15 protein-coding genes are annotated in these 17,740 nt (G+C 63.1%); 4 read left to right on the top strand and 11 right to left on the bottom strand.

The features are described from left to right. Positions 1-73: 73 nt before the first annotated feature. Positions 74-2,695, bottom strand: coding sequence for a DNA gyrase subunit A (gene gyrA, locus PCA20602_RS18980; protein ID WP_150722537.1), 2,622 nt, complete (start codon positions 2,693-2,695; stop codon positions 74-76). 411 nt (positions 2,696-3,106) lie between these two features. Here gyrA and ompA point away from each other — a divergent pair, with 411 nt between their 5' ends. Next, positions 3,107-3,775: an outer membrane protein OmpA gene (ompA, locus tag PCA20602_RS18985; protein WP_150722538.1), complete on the top strand. Its 669-nt coding sequence runs from the start codon at positions 3,107-3,109 to the stop codon at positions 3,773-3,775. Between the two features lie 105 nt (positions 3,776-3,880). On the opposite strand, the gene PCA20602_RS18990 is transcribed toward ompA, so the two are convergent. After that, entirely contained in the window at positions 3,881-4,669 is a 789-nt protein-coding gene (locus PCA20602_RS18990; RefSeq protein ID WP_150722539.1) for a hypothetical protein, read from the bottom strand. A 229-nt stretch (positions 4,670-4,898) separates the two neighbouring features. On the opposite strand from PCA20602_RS18990, the gene PCA20602_RS18995 reads away from it, so the two are divergent. Together PCA20602_RS18995 and PCA20602_RS19000 are read left to right on the top strand one after the other, a co-directional pair. Then, positions 4,899-5,369 (top strand): EVE domain-containing protein, encoded by a 471-nt coding sequence (locus PCA20602_RS18995; RefSeq protein ID WP_069340714.1) that lies wholly within the window; start codon positions 4,899-4,901, stop codon positions 5,367-5,369. A 162-nt stretch (positions 5,370-5,531) separates the two neighbouring features. Next, positions 5,532-6,239: an SIMPL domain-containing protein gene (locus PCA20602_RS19000; protein ID WP_150722540.1), complete on the top strand. Its 708-nt coding sequence runs from the start codon at positions 5,532-5,534 to the stop codon at positions 6,237-6,239. 88 nt (positions 6,240-6,327) lie between these two features. Here the strand turns inward: PCA20602_RS19000 and PCA20602_RS19005 are convergent, their stop codons facing one another. The 6 genes from PCA20602_RS19005 to dctP form a co-directional block, all read right to left on the bottom strand. After that, positions 6,328-7,860, bottom strand: coding sequence for a malonate--CoA ligase (locus PCA20602_RS19005; protein ID WP_150722541.1), 1,533 nt, complete (start codon positions 7,858-7,860; stop codon positions 6,328-6,330). 76 nt (positions 7,861-7,936) lie between these two features. Further along, positions 7,937-8,737 (bottom strand): enoyl-CoA hydratase/isomerase family protein, encoded by an 801-nt coding sequence (locus PCA20602_RS19010; protein ID WP_150722690.1) that lies wholly within the window; start codon positions 8,735-8,737, stop codon positions 7,937-7,939. Positions 8,738-8,779: 42 nt separating this feature from the next. Next, a complete protein-coding gene (locus PCA20602_RS19015; protein WP_246182237.1) occupies positions 8,780-10,219 on the bottom strand; it encodes a malonyl-CoA decarboxylase domain-containing protein in 1,440 nt (479 codons plus the stop codon). Positions 10,220-10,394: 175 nt separating this feature from the next. After that, on the bottom strand, positions 10,395-11,738 hold the full coding sequence (locus tag PCA20602_RS19020; protein WP_150722542.1) for a TRAP transporter large permease: 1,344 nt from the start codon (positions 11,736-11,738) through the stop codon (positions 10,395-10,397). Next, the gene (locus PCA20602_RS19025; RefSeq protein ID WP_246182238.1) at positions 11,735-12,346 is read right to left on the bottom strand and encodes a TRAP transporter small permease; all 612 of its coding nucleotides are present in this window, start codon (positions 12,344-12,346) and stop codon (positions 11,735-11,737) included. Before PCA20602_RS19025 ends, PCA20602_RS19020 begins: the two co-directional genes overlap by 4 nt. Beyond that, entirely contained in the window at positions 12,343-13,389 is a 1,047-nt protein-coding gene (gene dctP / locus PCA20602_RS19030; protein WP_150722543.1) for a TRAP transporter substrate-binding protein DctP, read from the bottom strand. Before dctP ends, PCA20602_RS19025 begins: the two co-directional genes overlap by 4 nt. A 351-nt stretch (positions 13,390-13,740) precedes the next feature. Between dctP and PCA20602_RS19035 the strand changes: the two genes are divergently transcribed. Then, entirely contained in the window at positions 13,741-14,412 is a 672-nt protein-coding gene (locus PCA20602_RS19035; protein ID WP_150722544.1) for a GntR family transcriptional regulator, read from the top strand. Between the two features lie 695 nt (positions 14,413-15,107). On the opposite strand, the gene PCA20602_RS19040 is transcribed toward PCA20602_RS19035, so the two are convergent. The 3 genes from PCA20602_RS19040 to PCA20602_RS19050 all read right to left on the bottom strand — a co-directional run bounded on the left by PCA20602_RS19040 (position 15,108) and on the right by PCA20602_RS19050 (position 17,717). Beyond that, positions 15,108-15,380 carry a hypothetical protein gene (locus PCA20602_RS19040; protein WP_150722545.1) on the bottom strand — a complete coding sequence of 91 codons (273 nt, stop codon included), beginning with the start codon at positions 15,378-15,380 and terminating at the stop codon, positions 15,108-15,110. A gap of 249 nt (positions 15,381-15,629) precedes the next feature. Further along, complete coding sequence (gene lgt / locus PCA20602_RS19045; protein ID WP_069340706.1) at positions 15,630-16,520, bottom strand: prolipoprotein diacylglyceryl transferase; 891 nt, start codon at positions 16,518-16,520, stop codon at positions 15,630-15,632. Positions 16,521-16,763: 243 nt separating this feature from the next. Continuing rightward, positions 16,764-17,717 carry a LysR family transcriptional regulator gene (locus tag PCA20602_RS19050; protein WP_150722546.1) on the bottom strand — a complete coding sequence of 318 codons (954 nt, stop codon included), beginning with the start codon at positions 17,715-17,717 and terminating at the stop codon, positions 16,764-16,766. Positions 17,718-17,740 lie beyond the last annotated feature (23 nt).

Raw genomic sequence — 17,740 nt, forward strand, 5'->3', positions numbered from 1 at the left:
TCACTGCATCGGGCCAGATTCTACTGACTTTTCGGGGCAATGCACCCCTAGATTACATCGAGTTACGCCGGTATCACTCCGTGACATCCGTGTCCGGTGTCTCGTCGTCGCCCTGCGCGTCGCCGTTCTCGGCAACTTCGGCATCGGACTCAACGATACGTTGCAGACCCGAGAGTGTCGTACCTTCGTCCAGGCTGATCAGCGTCACGCCCTGCGTGGCACGACCCATTTCACGAATCTCGGAGACACGCGTACGAATCAGCACCCCGCCGGTCGTGATCAGCATGATCTCGTCATCCGGCTCGACCAGCGTTGCGGCAACCACACGGCCGTTGCGCTCGCTCGTCTGGATCGCAATCATACCCTTAGTGCCACGGCCGTGGCGGGTATATTCCGTGATCGACGTGCGTTTGCCGTAGCCGTTCTCGGTTGCCGTCAGCACCGACTGCTGCTCGTTTTCGGCGACCAGCAGCGCGATGACCGTCTGACCGTCTTCGAGCTGCATGCCGCGAACACCACGCGCTTCGCGGCCCATCGGACGCACGTCGTTCTCGTCGAAGCGCACGGCCTTGCCAGCGTCGGAGAACAGCATGACGTCATGCGCCCCGTCGGTGATGGCCGCGCCGATCAGCACGTCGCCGTCATCGAGATTCACGGCGATGATGCCCTTCTTGAGCGGACGGCTGAAGGCCGCGAGCGGCGTCTTCTTGACCGTGCCCAAGCTCGTTGCCATGAACACGAAGCGATCTTCCGTGTACTCCTTGACCGGCAGCACCACGTTGATCTTCTCGCCTTCCTGCAACGGGAACATATTGACGATCGGACGGCCGCGCGAGTTCCGCGAACCTTGCGGCACTTCGTACACCTTGATCCAATAGACACGGCCACGGTTCGAGAAGCACAGGATCGTGTCGTGCGTGTTCGCGATGAACAGCGTATCGATCCAGTCGTCGTCCTTCGTCGCCGCCGCCTGCTTGCCGCGACCGCCGCGCTTTTGCGCACGATACTCGGACAGCGGCATCGACTTGATGTAACCCGAATGCGACAGCGTCACCACCATGTCCTGCGGTGTGATGAGGTCTTCGGTATCGAGTTCGGTCGCGTTGTGTTCGATGGTCGAGCGGCGGGCATCGCCGAACTCGGCACGCACGGCGGTCAATTCTTCGCTGATGATCGCCGTCACGCGCGGCGGGCTGGCCAGAATGTCGAGCAGGTCGGCGATCTGCGCCATCACTTCCTTGTACTCGGAGACGATCTTGTCCTGCTCGAGACCCGTCAGGCGTTGCAGACGCATCTGCAGAATTTCCTGCGCCTGCGTTTCCGACAGGCGATACAGGCCGTCGGGCTGAACGCCGACCGCCGCATCGAGCCCTTCCGGACGATAGGCGGCCAGACCGCCCTGCGTCTCGCTGTCGGCACGCGCGAGCATCTCGCGCACGACGGACGAATCCCACGACTTCTCCATCAACGCCGCCTTCGCGATCGGCGGCGTCGGGGCGGCCTTGATGATCGCGATGAAGTCGTCGATGTTAGCGAGCGCTACCGCCAGACCTTCGAGCACGTGGCCGCGCTCACGGGCGCGGCGCAGTTCATAGACCGTGCGGCGAGTAATCACTTCGCGGCGATGCGCCAGGAAGTGGACCAGCATTTCACGCAGGTTCAGCAGCTTGGGTTGGCCGTCGACCAACGCCACCATGTTCATGCCGAACGTATCTTGCAACTGCGTGTGCTTATAGAGATTGTTGAGCACAACCTCGGGCACTTCGCCGCGCTTGAGTTCGATCACGACACGCATACCGCTCTTGTCGGATTCGTCGCGGATGTCCGAAATACCTTCCAGACGCTTCTCGTTGACGAGTTCCGCGATCCGTTCGAGCAGTGAGCGCTTGTTAACCTGGTACGGGAGTTCGTCGACGATGATCGCCACGCGCTGGCCGCGATCGATGTCCTCGAAGTGCGTCTTGGCACGCATCACCACGCGGCCGCGGCCGGTGCGATAGCCTTCGCGCACGCCCGAAATGCCGTAGATGATGCCGGCCGTCGGGAAGTCCGGCGCCGGAATGATCTCGATCAGCTCATCGACGGTCGCTTCCGGATTCTTCAGGACGTACAGACAGCCCTCGACGACTTCGTTGAGGTTGTGCGGCGGAATGTTGGTCGCCATACCGACGGCGATCCCCGACGAACCGTTGAGCAGCAGGTTCGGGATACGCGCAGGCAGAATGAGCGGCTCTTTTTCGCTGCCGTCGTAGTTGGGTCCGAAGTCGACGGTTTCCTTGTCGATGTCGGCGAGCAGTTCGTGACCGATCTTGGCCATACGAACTTCGGTGTATCGCATGGCGGCGGCATTGTCGCCGTCGACCGAGCCGAAGTTGCCCTGACCGTCGACGAGCATATAGCGCAGCGAGAACGGCTGCGCCATGCGAACGATGGTGTCGTATACAGAAGCGTCGCCGTGCGGGTGGTACTTACCGATGACGTCACCGACGATACGTGCAGACTTCTTATAAGCACGGTTCCAGTCGTTGTTCAGCTCGTGCATGGCGAAGAGTGCACGGCGGTGAACCGGCTTCAGGCCGTCACGCACATCCGGCAAGGCGCGGCCGACGATCACGCTCATGGCGTAATCGAGGTACGACCGCCGCATTTCTTCTTCGAGCGAAATCGGGAGAGTTTCTTTGGCGAACTGATCCATTATCCGTGTCTATCAAGCCCTAATCGCGATAGGCGGCTGCCGGCGATATGATCGTGCGATTCTAACATGCCCGTCATAGGCATCCGAAACGAGCGTGATGCGATGCACAAGAGATGTCTGACACGCCAAAACGCCAAACAAGGGAAAGAAATGAAACGGTTGGCGAGGGGCCTCAAAAGGTGTTGCGCTCAAACCACAACTGCGCCACGACCGGCGGCAAAGCAGGGGTTTTTCTCGCGACCGTCTGAATCGCTATGGCAAAATGCCGTGGCATAAGTTAGACATTATTCGAAGTGCATGGGCCATGCTTTCGCGCACTTGCCAATGTTATACTTCGAGCGATGTAAGACTTTGGTTCTGTCGTCTAGGCTCGCAGTAAACCTGCGGTAATCTCATTTCGAGAGGAGAAATATGAATAAATTCGCTAAGCTCGCGATCGTTGCAGCTACCGCAGTGATGGCTGCTTCGGCTATGGCCCAAAACTACGTCCAGACCGCTCCGGGCCCGATCGCGGCCTCGAAGCAAGCCGTCAACGACAACTGGGTGAACGGCAGCGGCGAGTGGGTTTGGAAGAACGGCTCGGACGAACTGTGCTGGCGCGATGCCTTCTGGACCCCGGCCACGGCCAATGCCAAGTGCGATGGCTCGATCATTGCACAAGTCGCAGCCCCGGCACCGGCTCCGGTCGCTCCGGTCGCTCCGGTCTCGCAAAAGGTCACGTATCAGGCTGACGCACTGTTCGACTTCGACAAGGCTATCCTGAAGCCGGCTGGCAAGCAGAAGCTGGACGACCTGGCTGGCAAGGTTCAGGCGCTGAACCTCGAAGTCATCGTCGCTACGGGCTACACCGACCGCATCGGTTCGGACAAGTACAACGACCGTCTGTCGCTGCGCCGCGCACAAGCTGTGAAGGCATACCTGGTCAGCAAGGGCGTCGAAGCCAACCGCGTGTACACGGAAGGCAAGGGCAAGCGTAACCCGGTTACGACTGGTTGCAACCAGAAGAACCGCACGCAACTGATCAGCTGCCTGGCTCCGGATCGTCGCGTGGAAGTTGAAGTCGTCGGCACGAACAAGTAATACGGTTCACCGACAACGAAAAACCCCGCCTCGGCGGGGTTTTTTTTCGTCCGTCTTCCTTCGCCGGCCTCCGGACGTGACGGACGAATGCGGTCTCCGGTGACGTCAGGCTTCGCTTCCCAACTGGGGGTACTGCCGCCTCACCATGAAGGACATCAACGCCTTCACCGGACGGTCACGCCACCACGAGCCCGTCTCCAGCGGCTTAAACATCATGCGCGTTGCCGCCTCCACTGGCATGTACTGCTTCATGACATCGCCCGACATCGACAGGAAGGCATCCCAGGTCATCGTCTCGAACGGCGGGGACGATCGCCAGAAGTGGTTCAACGGTTCGAAGGCGAACGCGATGTCCTCGTCACGCACCAGTTCACTTCGCGCCACCATCGTGCGCAGCCGGCTGATCACGCCGTGCTGCTCGATGGCGTTATACCGGTCGAAGGTCTTGCGGAAGTACCGGTAGTGACCGACCTCCTCGCTGCTCAGCTTGTGCATCATCTGCTTGAGCTCCTCGACCGGCATATACGATTCGAGGCAGCGGTAGATCATGGCTGTCTGCGTCTCGGTGACGCAGCGCGACAAGGCCTCCAGCGCCAGCGACGGCCGCATGTACTGCACATCGCATCGGGGTTTGTAGCGCGCGAGAAACGCGTCGTAAGCCGGGGCCCAGTCGAACTCTGGCCAGACGCGTGCGATATAGTCTTTGGCAAGCCGCCCATGCTCGACTTCTTCAGGCAGCCAGGTGTCCTGAAGCCAGGTGCGCATCTCGTCGTCGTCGCCATACATCTGGTTGAGCGTGGAGACGAACTCGGGGACACTGGTTTCGATAAACGACACCGTGGCGAGGGAATAGAAGATGAACGCGTTGCTACGAACAGACGGCTCTGCTGCCATGACTCACTCTCCTATCGGCATAGGCGGTTGAACATGTCCATGGAACGTCACGCAAAGGTCACAAAGGCATAGTATAGGAATTGGCCCAATATCGCAGTGCGGCAACCCATCCATAGCCCATGCCCCGCCCCGGGATCCTCTCGGGTCGTTCAGGCTGCGCTTACCTCGCTGCTATCGACCCGCATTCCGTCCGACGCCAACCGCAAGCCATCCCGAACACTGAAACGACATGACGCAACGATACTGGCTGATGAAGTCCGAACCCGAAGAGGCAAGCATCGACGACCTCGCCAACGCCAAACAGCAGACCCTTGCGTGGACCGGCGTGCGCAACTACCAGGCGCGCAACTTCATGCGTGACGACATGCGCGTGGGCGACGGGGTGCTCTTCTACCATTCGAGCTGCGCCGTGCCGGGTATCGCCGGTCTGGCCACCGTCGCCTCCACCGCGTATCCGGATCCAACGCAGTTCGACCCAAAGAGCCCGTACTTCGATCCCAAATCCAAGCCCGAGTCGCCGCGCTGGTTACTCGTAGACGTCAAGCTCGATCGCAAGACCCGACTCGTGCCCCTGACCGAAATGCGTCAGACACCGGAGCTCGACGGCATGCTCGTGCTGGCGCGTGGCAACCGGCTTTCGATTACACCGGTCGCGCCGGAACACTGGAAGTTCATCAGCAAGCACTTACTTAGAGCGTGAATTGCAGGAAGGATCCCGAAAGGGAACCAAAATTGTTGCGATAGCGTCTGTATAACGTTGCCGCCCAACGCATAGCACGTACTTACTTGCAGGCTATCGGTCGGCAACCGGTCAAACGTTCGCCATCAAGATGCGAACTCACATTCGAAAAAGGACATCACTATGCGCAAATCTCTCGCCGCTGCTCTTCTCATTGCCACAGCCGCGAATGCGGCATATGCCCAATCGGGTGACGAGTCGGCACGTCAGGTCTCCGGCGTGCTGGGTCTCGAAGCGAGTGCCACGAAGGAAGTCGAGCAGGACACCGTGCACATCACCATGTCGGCACAGGAGCAAGGCCCCGATGCCGCCACCGTGTCGCGCAACCTCACGCAAAAGGCCAACAAGGCGATGTCCGTCGCCAAGAGCCAGAGTGTCGTCGAAGTGCAGACCGGCAACGTGTCGCTCTACCCGTCGACCAACCGCGACGGCAAGATCACGGCATGGCGCGGCCGCACCGAACTGCAGATGACGTCGAAGGACTTCGGCGCTGCGTCGCGTCTGGCCAGCCAGATCTCGGATCAGATGCAGATGGACGGCGTGTCGTTCTCGCTCTCGCGCGAAGCGCAGGAGAAGACGCAGGCCGAGCTCACCAACCAGGCCATCCAGGCGTTCCGTAATCAGGCGCAGAACAACGCGAAGGCGTTCGGCTATAGCGGCTACACGATTCGTCAGGTGCAGGTGGGCGCGAACGCGCCGATGATGCCGCGCCCCTATGCGATGAAGGTGATGGCCATGAGCGCGAGCGCCGACGCCGCGCCGCCGATGCAACTCGAAGGCGGCAAGACGCAAGTGACCGTGACGGTCTCGGGCACCGTGCAAATGAAGTAATGAAGTAATAAGGTAAGACCTGCCGACGGCGCGAATGCAGCGCCGATCGCAGCAATGAAAATGCCGCCTCATCGAGGCGGCATTTTTTTCATTTGAATCGATCGCGCAACACGTTTTTCTGCACCTTGCCCATCGTATTGCGCGGCAACTCGCTCACGACGTGCACGCGCTTGGGCACCTTGAAGTTGGCGATACGCTGCTTGAGTGCATCGATGACGGCGCGCTCGTCCGGTGCTCGCACACCCGCTCGCGGCACGATGACAGCGACGACGGCTTCGCCGAAATCCGGATGCGGCACGCCGATCACGGCAGACTCGGCCACGCCTTCCATCTCGTCGATGAAGCCCTCGATCTCCTTCGGGTAGACGTTGTAGCCGCCGGAGATGATGAGGTCCTTCGAGCGTCCGACGATATGCACGTAGCCGTCCTCATCGAACTTGCCCACGTCGCCCGTCTTGAAGAACCCGTCGCCGGTAAATTCCTCGGCGGTCTTCTCCGGCATACGCCAGTATCCCGCGAACACGTTCGGCCCCTTGACCTGAATGTGGCCGATGTCGCCCTGCGCGCTCGGTTGCCCGTCGTCGCCGACCACACGCACCGTGACCTCCGGCAGCGGCACACCGACCGTGCCGGCACGACGTACCTTTTCCGCCTCGCCGTGATACGGATTGGAGACGAGCATCACCGTCTCCGACATGCCGTAGCGCTCCAGAATCGTATGCCCCGTGCGCTCGCGGAACGCATCGAACGTCTCGCGCAACAGCGGTGCCGAGCCGGAGATGAACAGTCGCACGTTGCGACACACGTCGCGATTGAGTCCAGCCTCCGCGAGCAGGCGGACGTAATACGTGGGCACCCCCATGAAGACCGTGGCGCGCGGCAACTGATGCAGAACTTCCCTCGCATCGAACTTCGACAGCCAGATCATCTTGCTGCCCGAATACAGCGCGGCGTGGCTTGCGACGAACAACCCATGCACGTGGAAGATCGGCAGCGCGTGCAGCAGCACATCGCCGCCTTCACGCTCTCCCCATCCCCAGAAGGCATGCAACACCCGCGTATTGCTCGCCAGGTTGCCGTGCGAGAGCATCGCGCCCTTGCTCCGGCCGGTGGTACCCGAGGTGTAAAGAATGGCCGCGAGGTCGTCGGGCGAGCGTGGCACCGTCTCGAACGTGTCGCCGAACCACGCGGCACGCTCCAGCAGCGAACCGGTGCGGTCATCGCCCAGCGTAAAGACGTGCTTCGCGCCATTCGTGAAGGCGATCTTCGATACCCAGCCGAAGTTCGACGGGCTGCACACCACGACGTCCGGCGCTGCATTTTCGACGAAGTAAGCGATTTCGCCTTCGCGGTAGGCCGTGTTGAGCGGCAGATAGACCAGCCCCGCGCGCAGCGTGGCGAGATACAGCAGCAGCGCCTCCGGCGACTTCTCGACCTGCACCGCCACGCGGGTGCCCGGGCTCAGGTCCAGGCTCGCGAGCAGGTTGGCGATGCGGGCACTGGCCCGTTCGAGGTCGTCCCAACTGTAATAAAGTCCTTCGGGCGTCTCGATGGCGCACGCCGTTTTGTCAGTGGGAAAACGTTCGGCAAAGAGTCGGTAGAGGTTGGCGTCTTGCGTCATAAACAGAACCGGATTCAGAACAATGGATGCTTCAGGGTGAAATCGAATACAGACCGCGAATACAGACCGGAGCGCCTCAGCGTCCCCGGAAATCGGGCACACGCTTTTCCAGAAACGCGGCCACACCTTCACGGTGATCGTGCGAGTCCCAGTACGAGAAGGCCATCTGCCACTCGGCCTCCGATAACGGCGGCGCGCTTGGCGCGAGCCGGGCGATCAGCCACTTGTTCAATTGCGCGGCGAGCGGCGCTCCGGCGGCAACGCGTCGGGCGCAAGTGTAGCCTGCTTCTTCCACCGCTTCGTCTTCGACGACGCGCGTGAGCAGTCCCTTCTCCTTCGCCTCCGCCGCACCGAACACACGACCTTCCAGCAGAATTTCGAGCGTCGTGGCGCGTCCCGCGAGCGCGAGCACCCCGCGCAACTCACCGGGTGCCATGGGAAAGCCAAGCTTGTTGATGGGCACGCCGAAGCGCGCTCCCTGCGCAGCGATACGCAAGTCGCAATGGGCCGCAATCTCCAGCCCGCCGCCCACGCAAACGCCTTCGATCAACGCCACGCTCGGATGCCGACAGCGCGCCAGGGCGTCGAGCGCCGGGCCGATGACCTCGCCGTGATAGCGACGCAGCGTATCGTAGCTGCCGCGCTCCACCGGGAACTCCTCGATGTCGGCGCCCGCAGCGAAGTGACCCTGCGCACCCCGGATGACGATCGCACGCACGCGGGGGTCGTCGTCGAGCGTCTGCAAATGCGTTCGCAGCGCGTACCACATCGCCACCGAGATGGCGTTAAGTTTGCCGGGATTGGAGAGCGTCAGCGTTACCAGTCCCTCGTCAAGCAAACTGTCGTCGCGCAGAACTTCGCTCACTCGCGCCTCCATGATGGTTTTCATGCGCTCATTCAGTACACTCACTCAGTACGTTCACAGCAAACGCGTCACCGCGCGTCCGACGGCGGGTTTGCCATCGATCAGCCGTTGCAGATTCGCGTCGAGCTCGTCCGGCTCGTAGAGATAGTTCACCATCATGCTGCACGATTGTTTCGCGCCCTTCTTCGAAAGGTCGGCGTGCCAGTTGATCCGTTCGACGCGCGCGCCATTACCGAGGTGAAAGCGCGCGACCGGATCGCGGGGCTGACCCCGCACGGTCTCGCGAGCCAGATAGTGCGCCGCCAGCGATTCGCCCAGCGTGCGTTGCAGCGCCTGCACGCCCTTGCGCTCGGGCGATGTCTGCAACCACGCCATCACCTGCGCGCCCGACGGCTCCCCCGCCAGCGACGGCTCCTGTGCCAGCAGCTTCAGACGCTTCGGCCCGAGTACTTCCGCGAGCGCAGCGGCGCTCAGTTGCCGCAGCCAGTCGTTGAAGCCGGGGATCGGGGAAAGCGTCGCGAAGTTGCGCAACTTCGGGAAGTCGACATGCAACTCGTCGATCACGCGCTTGAGCAGGAAGTTGCCGAAGCTCACCCCACGCAGCCCCGGCTGCGTGTTCGAGATCGAATAGAAGATGGCCCAGCGCACGCGGCGCAAGTCTTCGAGCGGCGCCTGCTCGTCGAGCAGCGAATGCACGTCTGCCGCCATGTCCGGCACGAACGCCACTTCGACGAAAATCAGCGGCTCGCGCGGCATACGTGGATGGAAGAATGCGTAGCAGCGACGGTCGGAATCGAGCCGGTTGCGTAAATCGGCCCACGACGAAATTTCGTGCACCGCTTCATAGCGCATGAGCTTTTCGAGCAGCGACGCCGGCGAATCCCACGTGATCGGATGCAACTCCAGCAGGCCGACGTCGAACCACGTCGAGAAGAGGCTGCCAAGATCCTCCTCCAGCGCCGCGAGCCCCGGCAGTGCCGCCCGGTGAGTCAGCATGTCCGCGCGCCAGCGCACGAGGAACGGCAACCCGTCGGGCAACGCATTGAAGCGCTTGAGGAACCGGACCCGTTCGCTGCCGAGCGCTCCCGCCAGTCCGGTGGCGGCACGTTTCGCTTCCTTTGCGTCCTTGCTGTCCTTGCTGTCCGTAGCAGACGCTGCGTCGCTCGCACAGATATCCGCGACGACCGTGAGCAACGCGAGTTGCTCTGCGGCGGACGCCGCGCTGTAGCGCGTCATGAAGTCGCGTGCCGCCTCGTTGGCCGACGAGTCCGTCAGCCGCGCCGACAGACACTGTGTCAACTGACGGCGCAACGCGTTCTCCGCGCGGGCCGACAGTGTCGCGGCGACGACCTTGCCGTCCGCTTTGCCGTCTTTGCCATCCTTGCCGTCTTTCGGTGAGCCGCCGCCGGATTTTCCGCCGCGTCCGAACCACTGTCCGAGGCGCTCGCCGAGCGACGGCTTCGCTGAGGGCACCGGCGCGCTCACGTCCGCCACGCTCTCCGGCGCACTCCTTCCGGGCAAAGAGGACGCAGAGGATGACGAGGGCGACGATGACGCCGAAGCGGACGATGAAGTCCCCGACGACAAACTCAGCGATACCGGCACAGACATTGCGGACATGATCGGCTCATCCTTCATGGCTTCCTCACAAGAGATTCCGGCCCCGCCCTCACCCCATCAACTGATCCGGGAGCCACAGCGACAACCCGGGCATCAGACAGATGAGCACGACGGCGACGACCATCAACACGACAAACGGCATCACGCCCCAGACGATGTCGCGCAAGGCGATATCGGGCGCGGTGTTCTTGATGACGAATATGTTGAGACCGACGGGCGGGTGAATCAACCCCAGTTCCATGACAATCGTCATGATGACCCCGAACCACACCAGATCGAACCCGGCTGCGCGCAGCGGCGGCAGAATGATCGGCGCGGTCATCAGAATGATGCTCACCGGCGGCAGGAAGAAGCCCAGCACGACCACCATCAGCAGAATGGCCGCGAGCAGCACCCAGCGCGACAGTTGCAGCCCCACGATCCACTGTGCGGCCGACTGACTGATGTGCAGATAGCTCATCACATACGAATAGAGCAGCGACATGCCGATGATGAACATGAGCATCGTCGACTCGCGCAACGTCCCCGTCAGAATCGGGGCCAGCTGGCGCGGCTTCCACATCCGGTAGATCACGGCGATGAGCGCGAGCGCCAGCAGGCCGCCTAGTCCGGCCGTCTCCGACGGCGTGGCATAGCCGCCGTAGAGCGCCGCCATCACACCGATGAGCAGCGTGACGAACGGCAGCACGCGCGGCAGCAGCGCCAGCTTCTCGCGCATGGTGGCCGGTGGCTCGGTCGGGAACGGCGACGGCGTGCCGTCGCGCGCAAGCGCCACCTGCGCGTTGGCGTACTCCTTGCGGTAGCGCCACGCCGCGTAGCACGAGAACAGCGCCACGAGCAGCAGTGCGGGCACGATCCCTGCAAGGAACAGACGCCCCAGCGATTGCTCGGCGGCCACCGCGTACAGGATCATCGTGATGGACGGCGGCAGCAGAATGCCCAGCGTGCCGCCCGCGGCGATGATGCCTGCGGCAAAGCCCGGCGAATAGCCGCGCTGACGCATCTCGGGAATCCCGGCGCTGCCGATGGCCGAGCACGTCGCCGGACTCGACCCGGCCATGGCCGCGAACAGCCCGCAGGCGAAGACGTTGGCAATGCCGAGCCCGCCAGGAATCCGTCGCATCCAGGCGTGCAGCGCAAGGTACAGATCCTGCCCCGCGCGCGATTTTCCGATGGCCGCGCCCTTCAGGATGAACAGCGGAATCGACAGCAACGTGATGCTGGCCATCTCCTCGTAGACGTTCTGCGTCACCGTATCAAGCGACGACGCCGGCATGAAACCGAACATGAACGCCACCGCCACCGCCCCCAGGGCGAAGGCGATGGGCATGCCGGAGAACATGGCGACGAGCGTTGCGCCGCCATACAACAATCCGATCGTGAGCTCGCTCATGCGTGCCCTCCCGTGCGATCCGGGCCGCGATGCGCCGCGTCGTCCCCCGTTCCCCTCATGCCCCTCGTGCCCGCCGTCATCTCGCAGGCGCCAATCGCCACTTGCAGCAGCAACTGCACAGTAAGCAGCGTCATGCCGAACGCCATCAGACCGTACGGAATCGATAGCGGCGGCCCCCACGTGGAGCTGCTCGTCTGGCCGTCGACATAAGCTTCCCAGAAGAGCGTCCACGACTTCCACGCGAAGAAGCCGCAGAACGCCAGCGTCAGTATGTCGACGATCCAGCGCCGCACCCGATTCACGCGCGGCGAAAGCAACGTGGTAATCGCCTCGATGCCGATGTGCCCGCGCAAGTGCTGCACGTGCGCCGCTGACACGAAGGTCGCACCGACCAGCAGGAACACTGCCGCTTCGTCCTGCCAGTCGGTCGCGAGCTTGAGCACATGCCGCGCGAAAACGCTGTAGCTGAGCACCAGCGCCGCGCCCACGAGCGCCAGCATGCACACGACCATGAGCAGACGGCTCACGCCCTGCAACAGGGCGTCGAGCCGCCGCAGCAGGCGCGAGCGTGCCACCGCCGGCTCCGCGCTCGCGACGGCCCCGCTCATGCAGGCACCTTCTCGGCCAGCGCGAGCAGCTTCGCGCAGGTGTCCGACTTGCTCGCGTAGTCCTTCCACGCGGTACGCCGGGCAATGTCGCGCCACTTCATCACCGTCGCTTCGTCGAGGTCGTAGACCTTCGCGCCCGCCTTGGTATAGACGCTGGCGATCTGCGCATCGTCCGCCTTGGCGGCTTCCGTGCCGAACGACTCCAGCTCTGCGCCGACTTGCAGAATGACCTGCTGCTGGTCCTTCGGCAGCTTGTCGAAAATCTGCTTCGACATGAGCAGCGGCTCCAGCATGAACCAGTAGGACTTGTTGCGTCCCGTGGTCAGATGCTTGGAGACCTCTTCGAGACGGAAGGACATGAGGCTCGTGGAGGATGTCATCGCCGCATCCATCGCCCCGGTCTGCATTGCCGCGTACAGTTCGTTGGACGGCAGCGAAATCACGGCCGCACCGGCTTCCTTGAGCATCATGTCCATCTCGCGGCTACCGCCCCGCACCTTGAGCCCCTTGGCGTCTTCCGGTGCGACCAGCGGCTTGGCACGGCTTGCGACCCCGCCCGCCTGCCAGACCCAACTGACGATCACGATGTTCTTTTCGGCGAGCACGTCGGTGAGCACCTTGCCGATTTCGCCGTTACGCCAGGCGTTTCCTTGCGCGTAGGACGTCACCAGCCCCGGCATCAAACCGATGTTGAGCTCGCGGACTTCACCGCCCGCGTAGGGCAGTGGATAGAGGGAGAGGTCGAGCGCGCCGCGTCGCAACGCGGAGAACTGCGCGTTGGTCTTCATGAGCGAACTGCCCGGATAGACCTGAAACTTCAGCGCGCCGTTGGTGCGCTTCTCGACCTCTTGCGCGAACTTGCGACACAACCGGTCGCGGAAGTCGCCTTCGGTCAGCGTGCCGCCGGGGAACTGATGGGAAATCTTGAGCGGGCCGGTCTGCGCGAATGCGCCGCCCCAGGGGCTGGCGAGTCCACCGGTCACCAGCGCCGATGCGGCGCCGAGCATGAGTTGCCGCCGCAGCGGGGAAGGGGTTGTCTCCATGGCGTCTCCTGTCACTTTTGTCAGCGATAGACCCGCGAAACCCGGTGCCTGACATCGCTCGCAACAGGGCGTCCCTAACGGCGACCCCCCGCGGCAAGTGCACCACCGGCTCGCCGGCACTGCATGTACGGATGACTGCTTTGTTTTGATATGACGAGTGCGCGAGTTGCCGCTCTCGGGTTCAAATCCTATAGTCAATCTGTCACGGTGTATACAAAATGACCCATTAAAAAATACACTTATGGCGTTTACCCCGATCTTCAGCGGGGACATCACGCGCTACTTTGACAACCATGTCCCCCCCAAACGGCCCCGTCTGACGGGATCGAAACCCGACCGAGCGAGATCGTCATGCCCGTAAAACCCAAACGATCGGAAGCGCTGCGACAGGCCATCGAAGAGAAAATCGCTGTGGGCGAGTACCCGCCCGGCATGCGGCTCGACGAGGTCGAACTGGCGACCGCGTTCGGCGTGTCGCGCACGCCTTTGCGCGAGGCACTGATCCAGTTGGCGTCGTCGGGGGTCATCGAGATACGGCCGCGTCGCGGCGCCGTCGTCTCGCAGATCGACCCGCAGCGGCTATGCGAAATGTTCGAGGTCATGGCCGAACTCGAATCGATGTGCGGACGTCTGGCGGCGCGCCGCATCACGGAAGAAGAACTGGACGAGTTACGGCGCACGCACGAAGCCAGCCGCGCGGCGGCCGAGGCGCGTGACATCGACACGTATTACGAGGTGAATGCGCATTTCCACGCGCTGATCTATCAGGCGAGCCACAACGCGTATCTTCAGGAGACGGCGTTGCAACTGCATCGTCGGTTGCGCGTGTATCGGCGGCTGCAATTGCGCGTGCGCGACCGGCCGCATCAGTCGTTTTCGGAACACGACGCCGTGTTTCACGCCATTGAAGCCGGCAATGCAGACGCGGCCGCCGAACATTTGCGTGCTCACGTGACCGTGCAGGGCGAGCGGTTCGCGGACCTCATGGCGTCGTTGCACGCGCTGGCGCGCAAGACGGCTTGAGCAGATCGAGCCGCCTCACCCTTGCACCCATTCCATCCTTCACATCCTTGACACGCCTTACGCCTTCCCCCCCGCCAGTGTGCTCAACGGTGTCGCCGAACAACGGCCCTTGCGTGGCGCGCATGACGCAGCGGTTTGCGACAATGTCATCGCACGGCATGCTTGCCGGCGATGCAAGGCTGCGAATCATGGCCCCCTGCCAGTAATGCAGCGCAGCCGCATTGACCGACCACCCCGCTTCGAGCAGGCGTGTGGCCAGCACTTCGCACAAGTGCTCGCCGCCCGACGACTCGTGTTGTCTCCGTCCGTCGCAATCCATGCATACAGGGCAGACAGCGTATTTTCGATCAGCCCGTAGCGCGGCGCGAAGGTCCGATGCGTTGAGGCTCCGGCCAGCGCGATCGGATCGTATCCGTCACGCGTAATCGCATCGAGCCGACCACCGTGCGCGATGAAAAACACCTTCATTGCGTCGCCCCGCCCGGCGAGCGCCGCGTGGTGCATCGCCGTACCACCCGCCACGTGGTCCAGACCGCACGCCGGTCCACTCACGTGCTCGCATGACAGCGGCTCGTTCGGATCGGCACCATGCCTGAGCAGCACGTCGAGCACGAGGGCGGGCGCGCTCACCGCGTCGCTGGGAGGGGTGCGGCTCGCACCGCACACCATGGCGGACGCAGGCAGCTCACCGGCCCTCACGAATGCTCCTGCCTGGAGAGGTTACGCCCCCGCTGGGCGAGTTCGTCGAGAAAGTCGAGAAAGTCCGCGCCGAACGCGGCAAGCGTGGCGAAAGAATTGTCGCGGGTCGTCGAGCGTTGCGACGCCCCCTGAAAATCGGGCATCCGCTGCGCGACATGTAGCGCTTTCGCAGCCTCGTCACCTTCGTTGGCGACACCCCGGCAAATCGCTACGCGTTCGCACAGGTCCGTGATCGACCCGAACCCTTGCTGTGCCCCCAGCCACTGCATTCCGCCCCGTCCCTTTGTCTGTCTGAAACGCACGACGTCCTGACAGGCCGATGCCTTGGCACCCATCGGTCACGTCGACACGAAAAGCTTACCCGCAGACAAACGGAACCACATGTAGAAATCGATCAACGACGCGAGGCGATGGCTTCGTGAATGCGCGGACCCTGCGCAGAAAAGACAACGGGCCGCCGGAGTGATCTCCGGCGGCCCGTGATGCATTGCAGGACCGCTGATTTGTGTGAACCGTGGCTATGCCGCCGACGCTGCCTGCTGGCGACGATACGACCACACCAGCATGATCACGCCCGCGATGATCATCGGCAGCGAAAGCCACTGGCCCATCGACAGACCGAACGACAGCAGGCCGAGGAAGGCATCCGGTTCGCGCGTGAATTCGGCGAGGAAGCGGAACAGGCCGTACCCCACGAGGAACATGCCCGAGACCGCGCCGACCGGACGCGCACGACGCGCAAAGCACCACAGCAACACGAACAGGGCCACGCCTTCGAGCGCAAATTCGAACAACTGCGACGGGTAGCGCGGCAAGCCATGGAACTGGGCGAACACCATCGCCATCGCGTTGTCGGCCATCGCCTGCGGATGCGCCAGCGCCCACTGGGCGTCTTCACCTGCCGCCTGCGGGAACAGCATCGCGAAACGCGAATCGGGCGACGTCACCCGTCCCCACAACTCGCCGTTGATGAAGTTGCCAAGACGCCCTGCCGCCAGCCCCAGCGGGATCATCGGCGCAATCAGGTCAGTGCCTTCGAGCAGCGAATGCCCGCGACGGCGCGTGAACAGCCACATCGCGACGAGCACACCGAGGAAGCCGCCGTGGAACGACATGCCGCCTTCCCACACCTTGAAGATGTCCAGCGGATTCGCCAGATAGAACGACAGCTTGTAGAAGATCACATAGCCCAGGCGTCCGCCGAGAATCACACCGAGCACGCCGTAGAACAGCATGTCGTCGAGGTCCTGGGCCTTCCAGCCCTGCGCCGCAATGGACGGCTGGCGCACGCGCAGGCGCCCCACCAGCAGGAAAAGAATGAAGCCGACCAGATACATCAGGCCGTACCAGCGGATAGCGAGCGGGCCGAGATGAATCGCGACCGGGTCGAATTGAGGATGAATCAGCATGGATCAGAAGAATCGATTCGTGAACAAAAGTTCCGCCAGGGAGGAAGGGAATGCCCTTCTTCAAGCCGTCGCCGCCGTCGGTCGTGGCCGCAGGCCTCGGCGATCCGGCACGCGCCCGCAGGACTGCCGCAGGCGACGGCGCAGGCAACGGGATGGGCAGCACAATACCACGAGCGCACGACGTCGCGACATGCCTGCCGACCGTCTCCACGATTGCAAGGTGGATCATGGATCGTCGACGGCTCAGGTCTCGAGCGTCGCGCCCGGGGGCGTGTGTGCGACCCCGCGCGCGGTCTCCAGAAAGCCTTCGAGCACCGGCGTCACTTCGGCGGTGCGCCACAGCAGACCGGTTTCGATGAGCGCGCTCGTCTCGCGCAGCGCGCGGTAGGTCACACCGGTGCGTCGCAGATGACACAGCGACTGCGGCACCAGCGCCACCCCCATGCCCGCCGACACGAGACTCACGATGGTCTGCATTTGAATCGCCTCCTGCCCCACGCGTGGCGTGAGGCCGAGCGCCGCATAGCACCCCATGATGATGTCGTAGAACGCGGGCGCCACGCGGCGCGGGAAGATAACGAGCGGTTCGTCGGCGAAATCGGCCAGACTCACCGGCGCCCCGGGGCCGCCGTGCGAGGTGTCGGTATCGGCACCGTCTTGCGTGCTGCCGCGCCCGGCGGGCAGTGCCAGCATCAACGGTTCGCGAATGATCGGCAGGTACGACAGCTCATTGGCGTAGCGTGCGGGCACCGGCGGGATGAAAAGGCCCGCGTCGATGCGTCCGTCCATGAGCGCCTCGACCTGCACGTCGCTCGTCGCTTCGAGAAGTTGCAGGCGCACGCGCGGATACCGCTCGCCGAACTCCCGCAACAGCGGCGGCAGAATGCCGTAGTCCGCCGTCGAGACGAACCCCAGCGACAGTGTCCCGACCTCGCCGTGCGCCAGCCCTTGCGCAAGCGCGGGCAGCGCATCGGCGTCGGCCAGAATCCGCCGGACTTCGGGCAGCAGTTGCCGCCCCACGGCGGTCAGCTCAACCGAACGGTTAGTCCGCACGAACAATGGCGCGCCGAGCGAGGCCTCCAGCGCCCGAATCTGCTGCGAGAGCGGCGGCTGGGTCATCGAGAGGCGTTGCGCGGCACGCCCGAAATGGCGTTCTTCGGCCACGGCGACGAAGTATCGAAACTGACGCAGGTCCATGATATGTTTTTCGACTCAATCCG

It is taken from the genome of Pandoraea capi (genome assembly GCF_902459735.1).
GTDB classification, from domain to species: domain Bacteria; phylum Pseudomonadota; class Gammaproteobacteria; order Burkholderiales; family Burkholderiaceae; genus Pandoraea; species Pandoraea capi.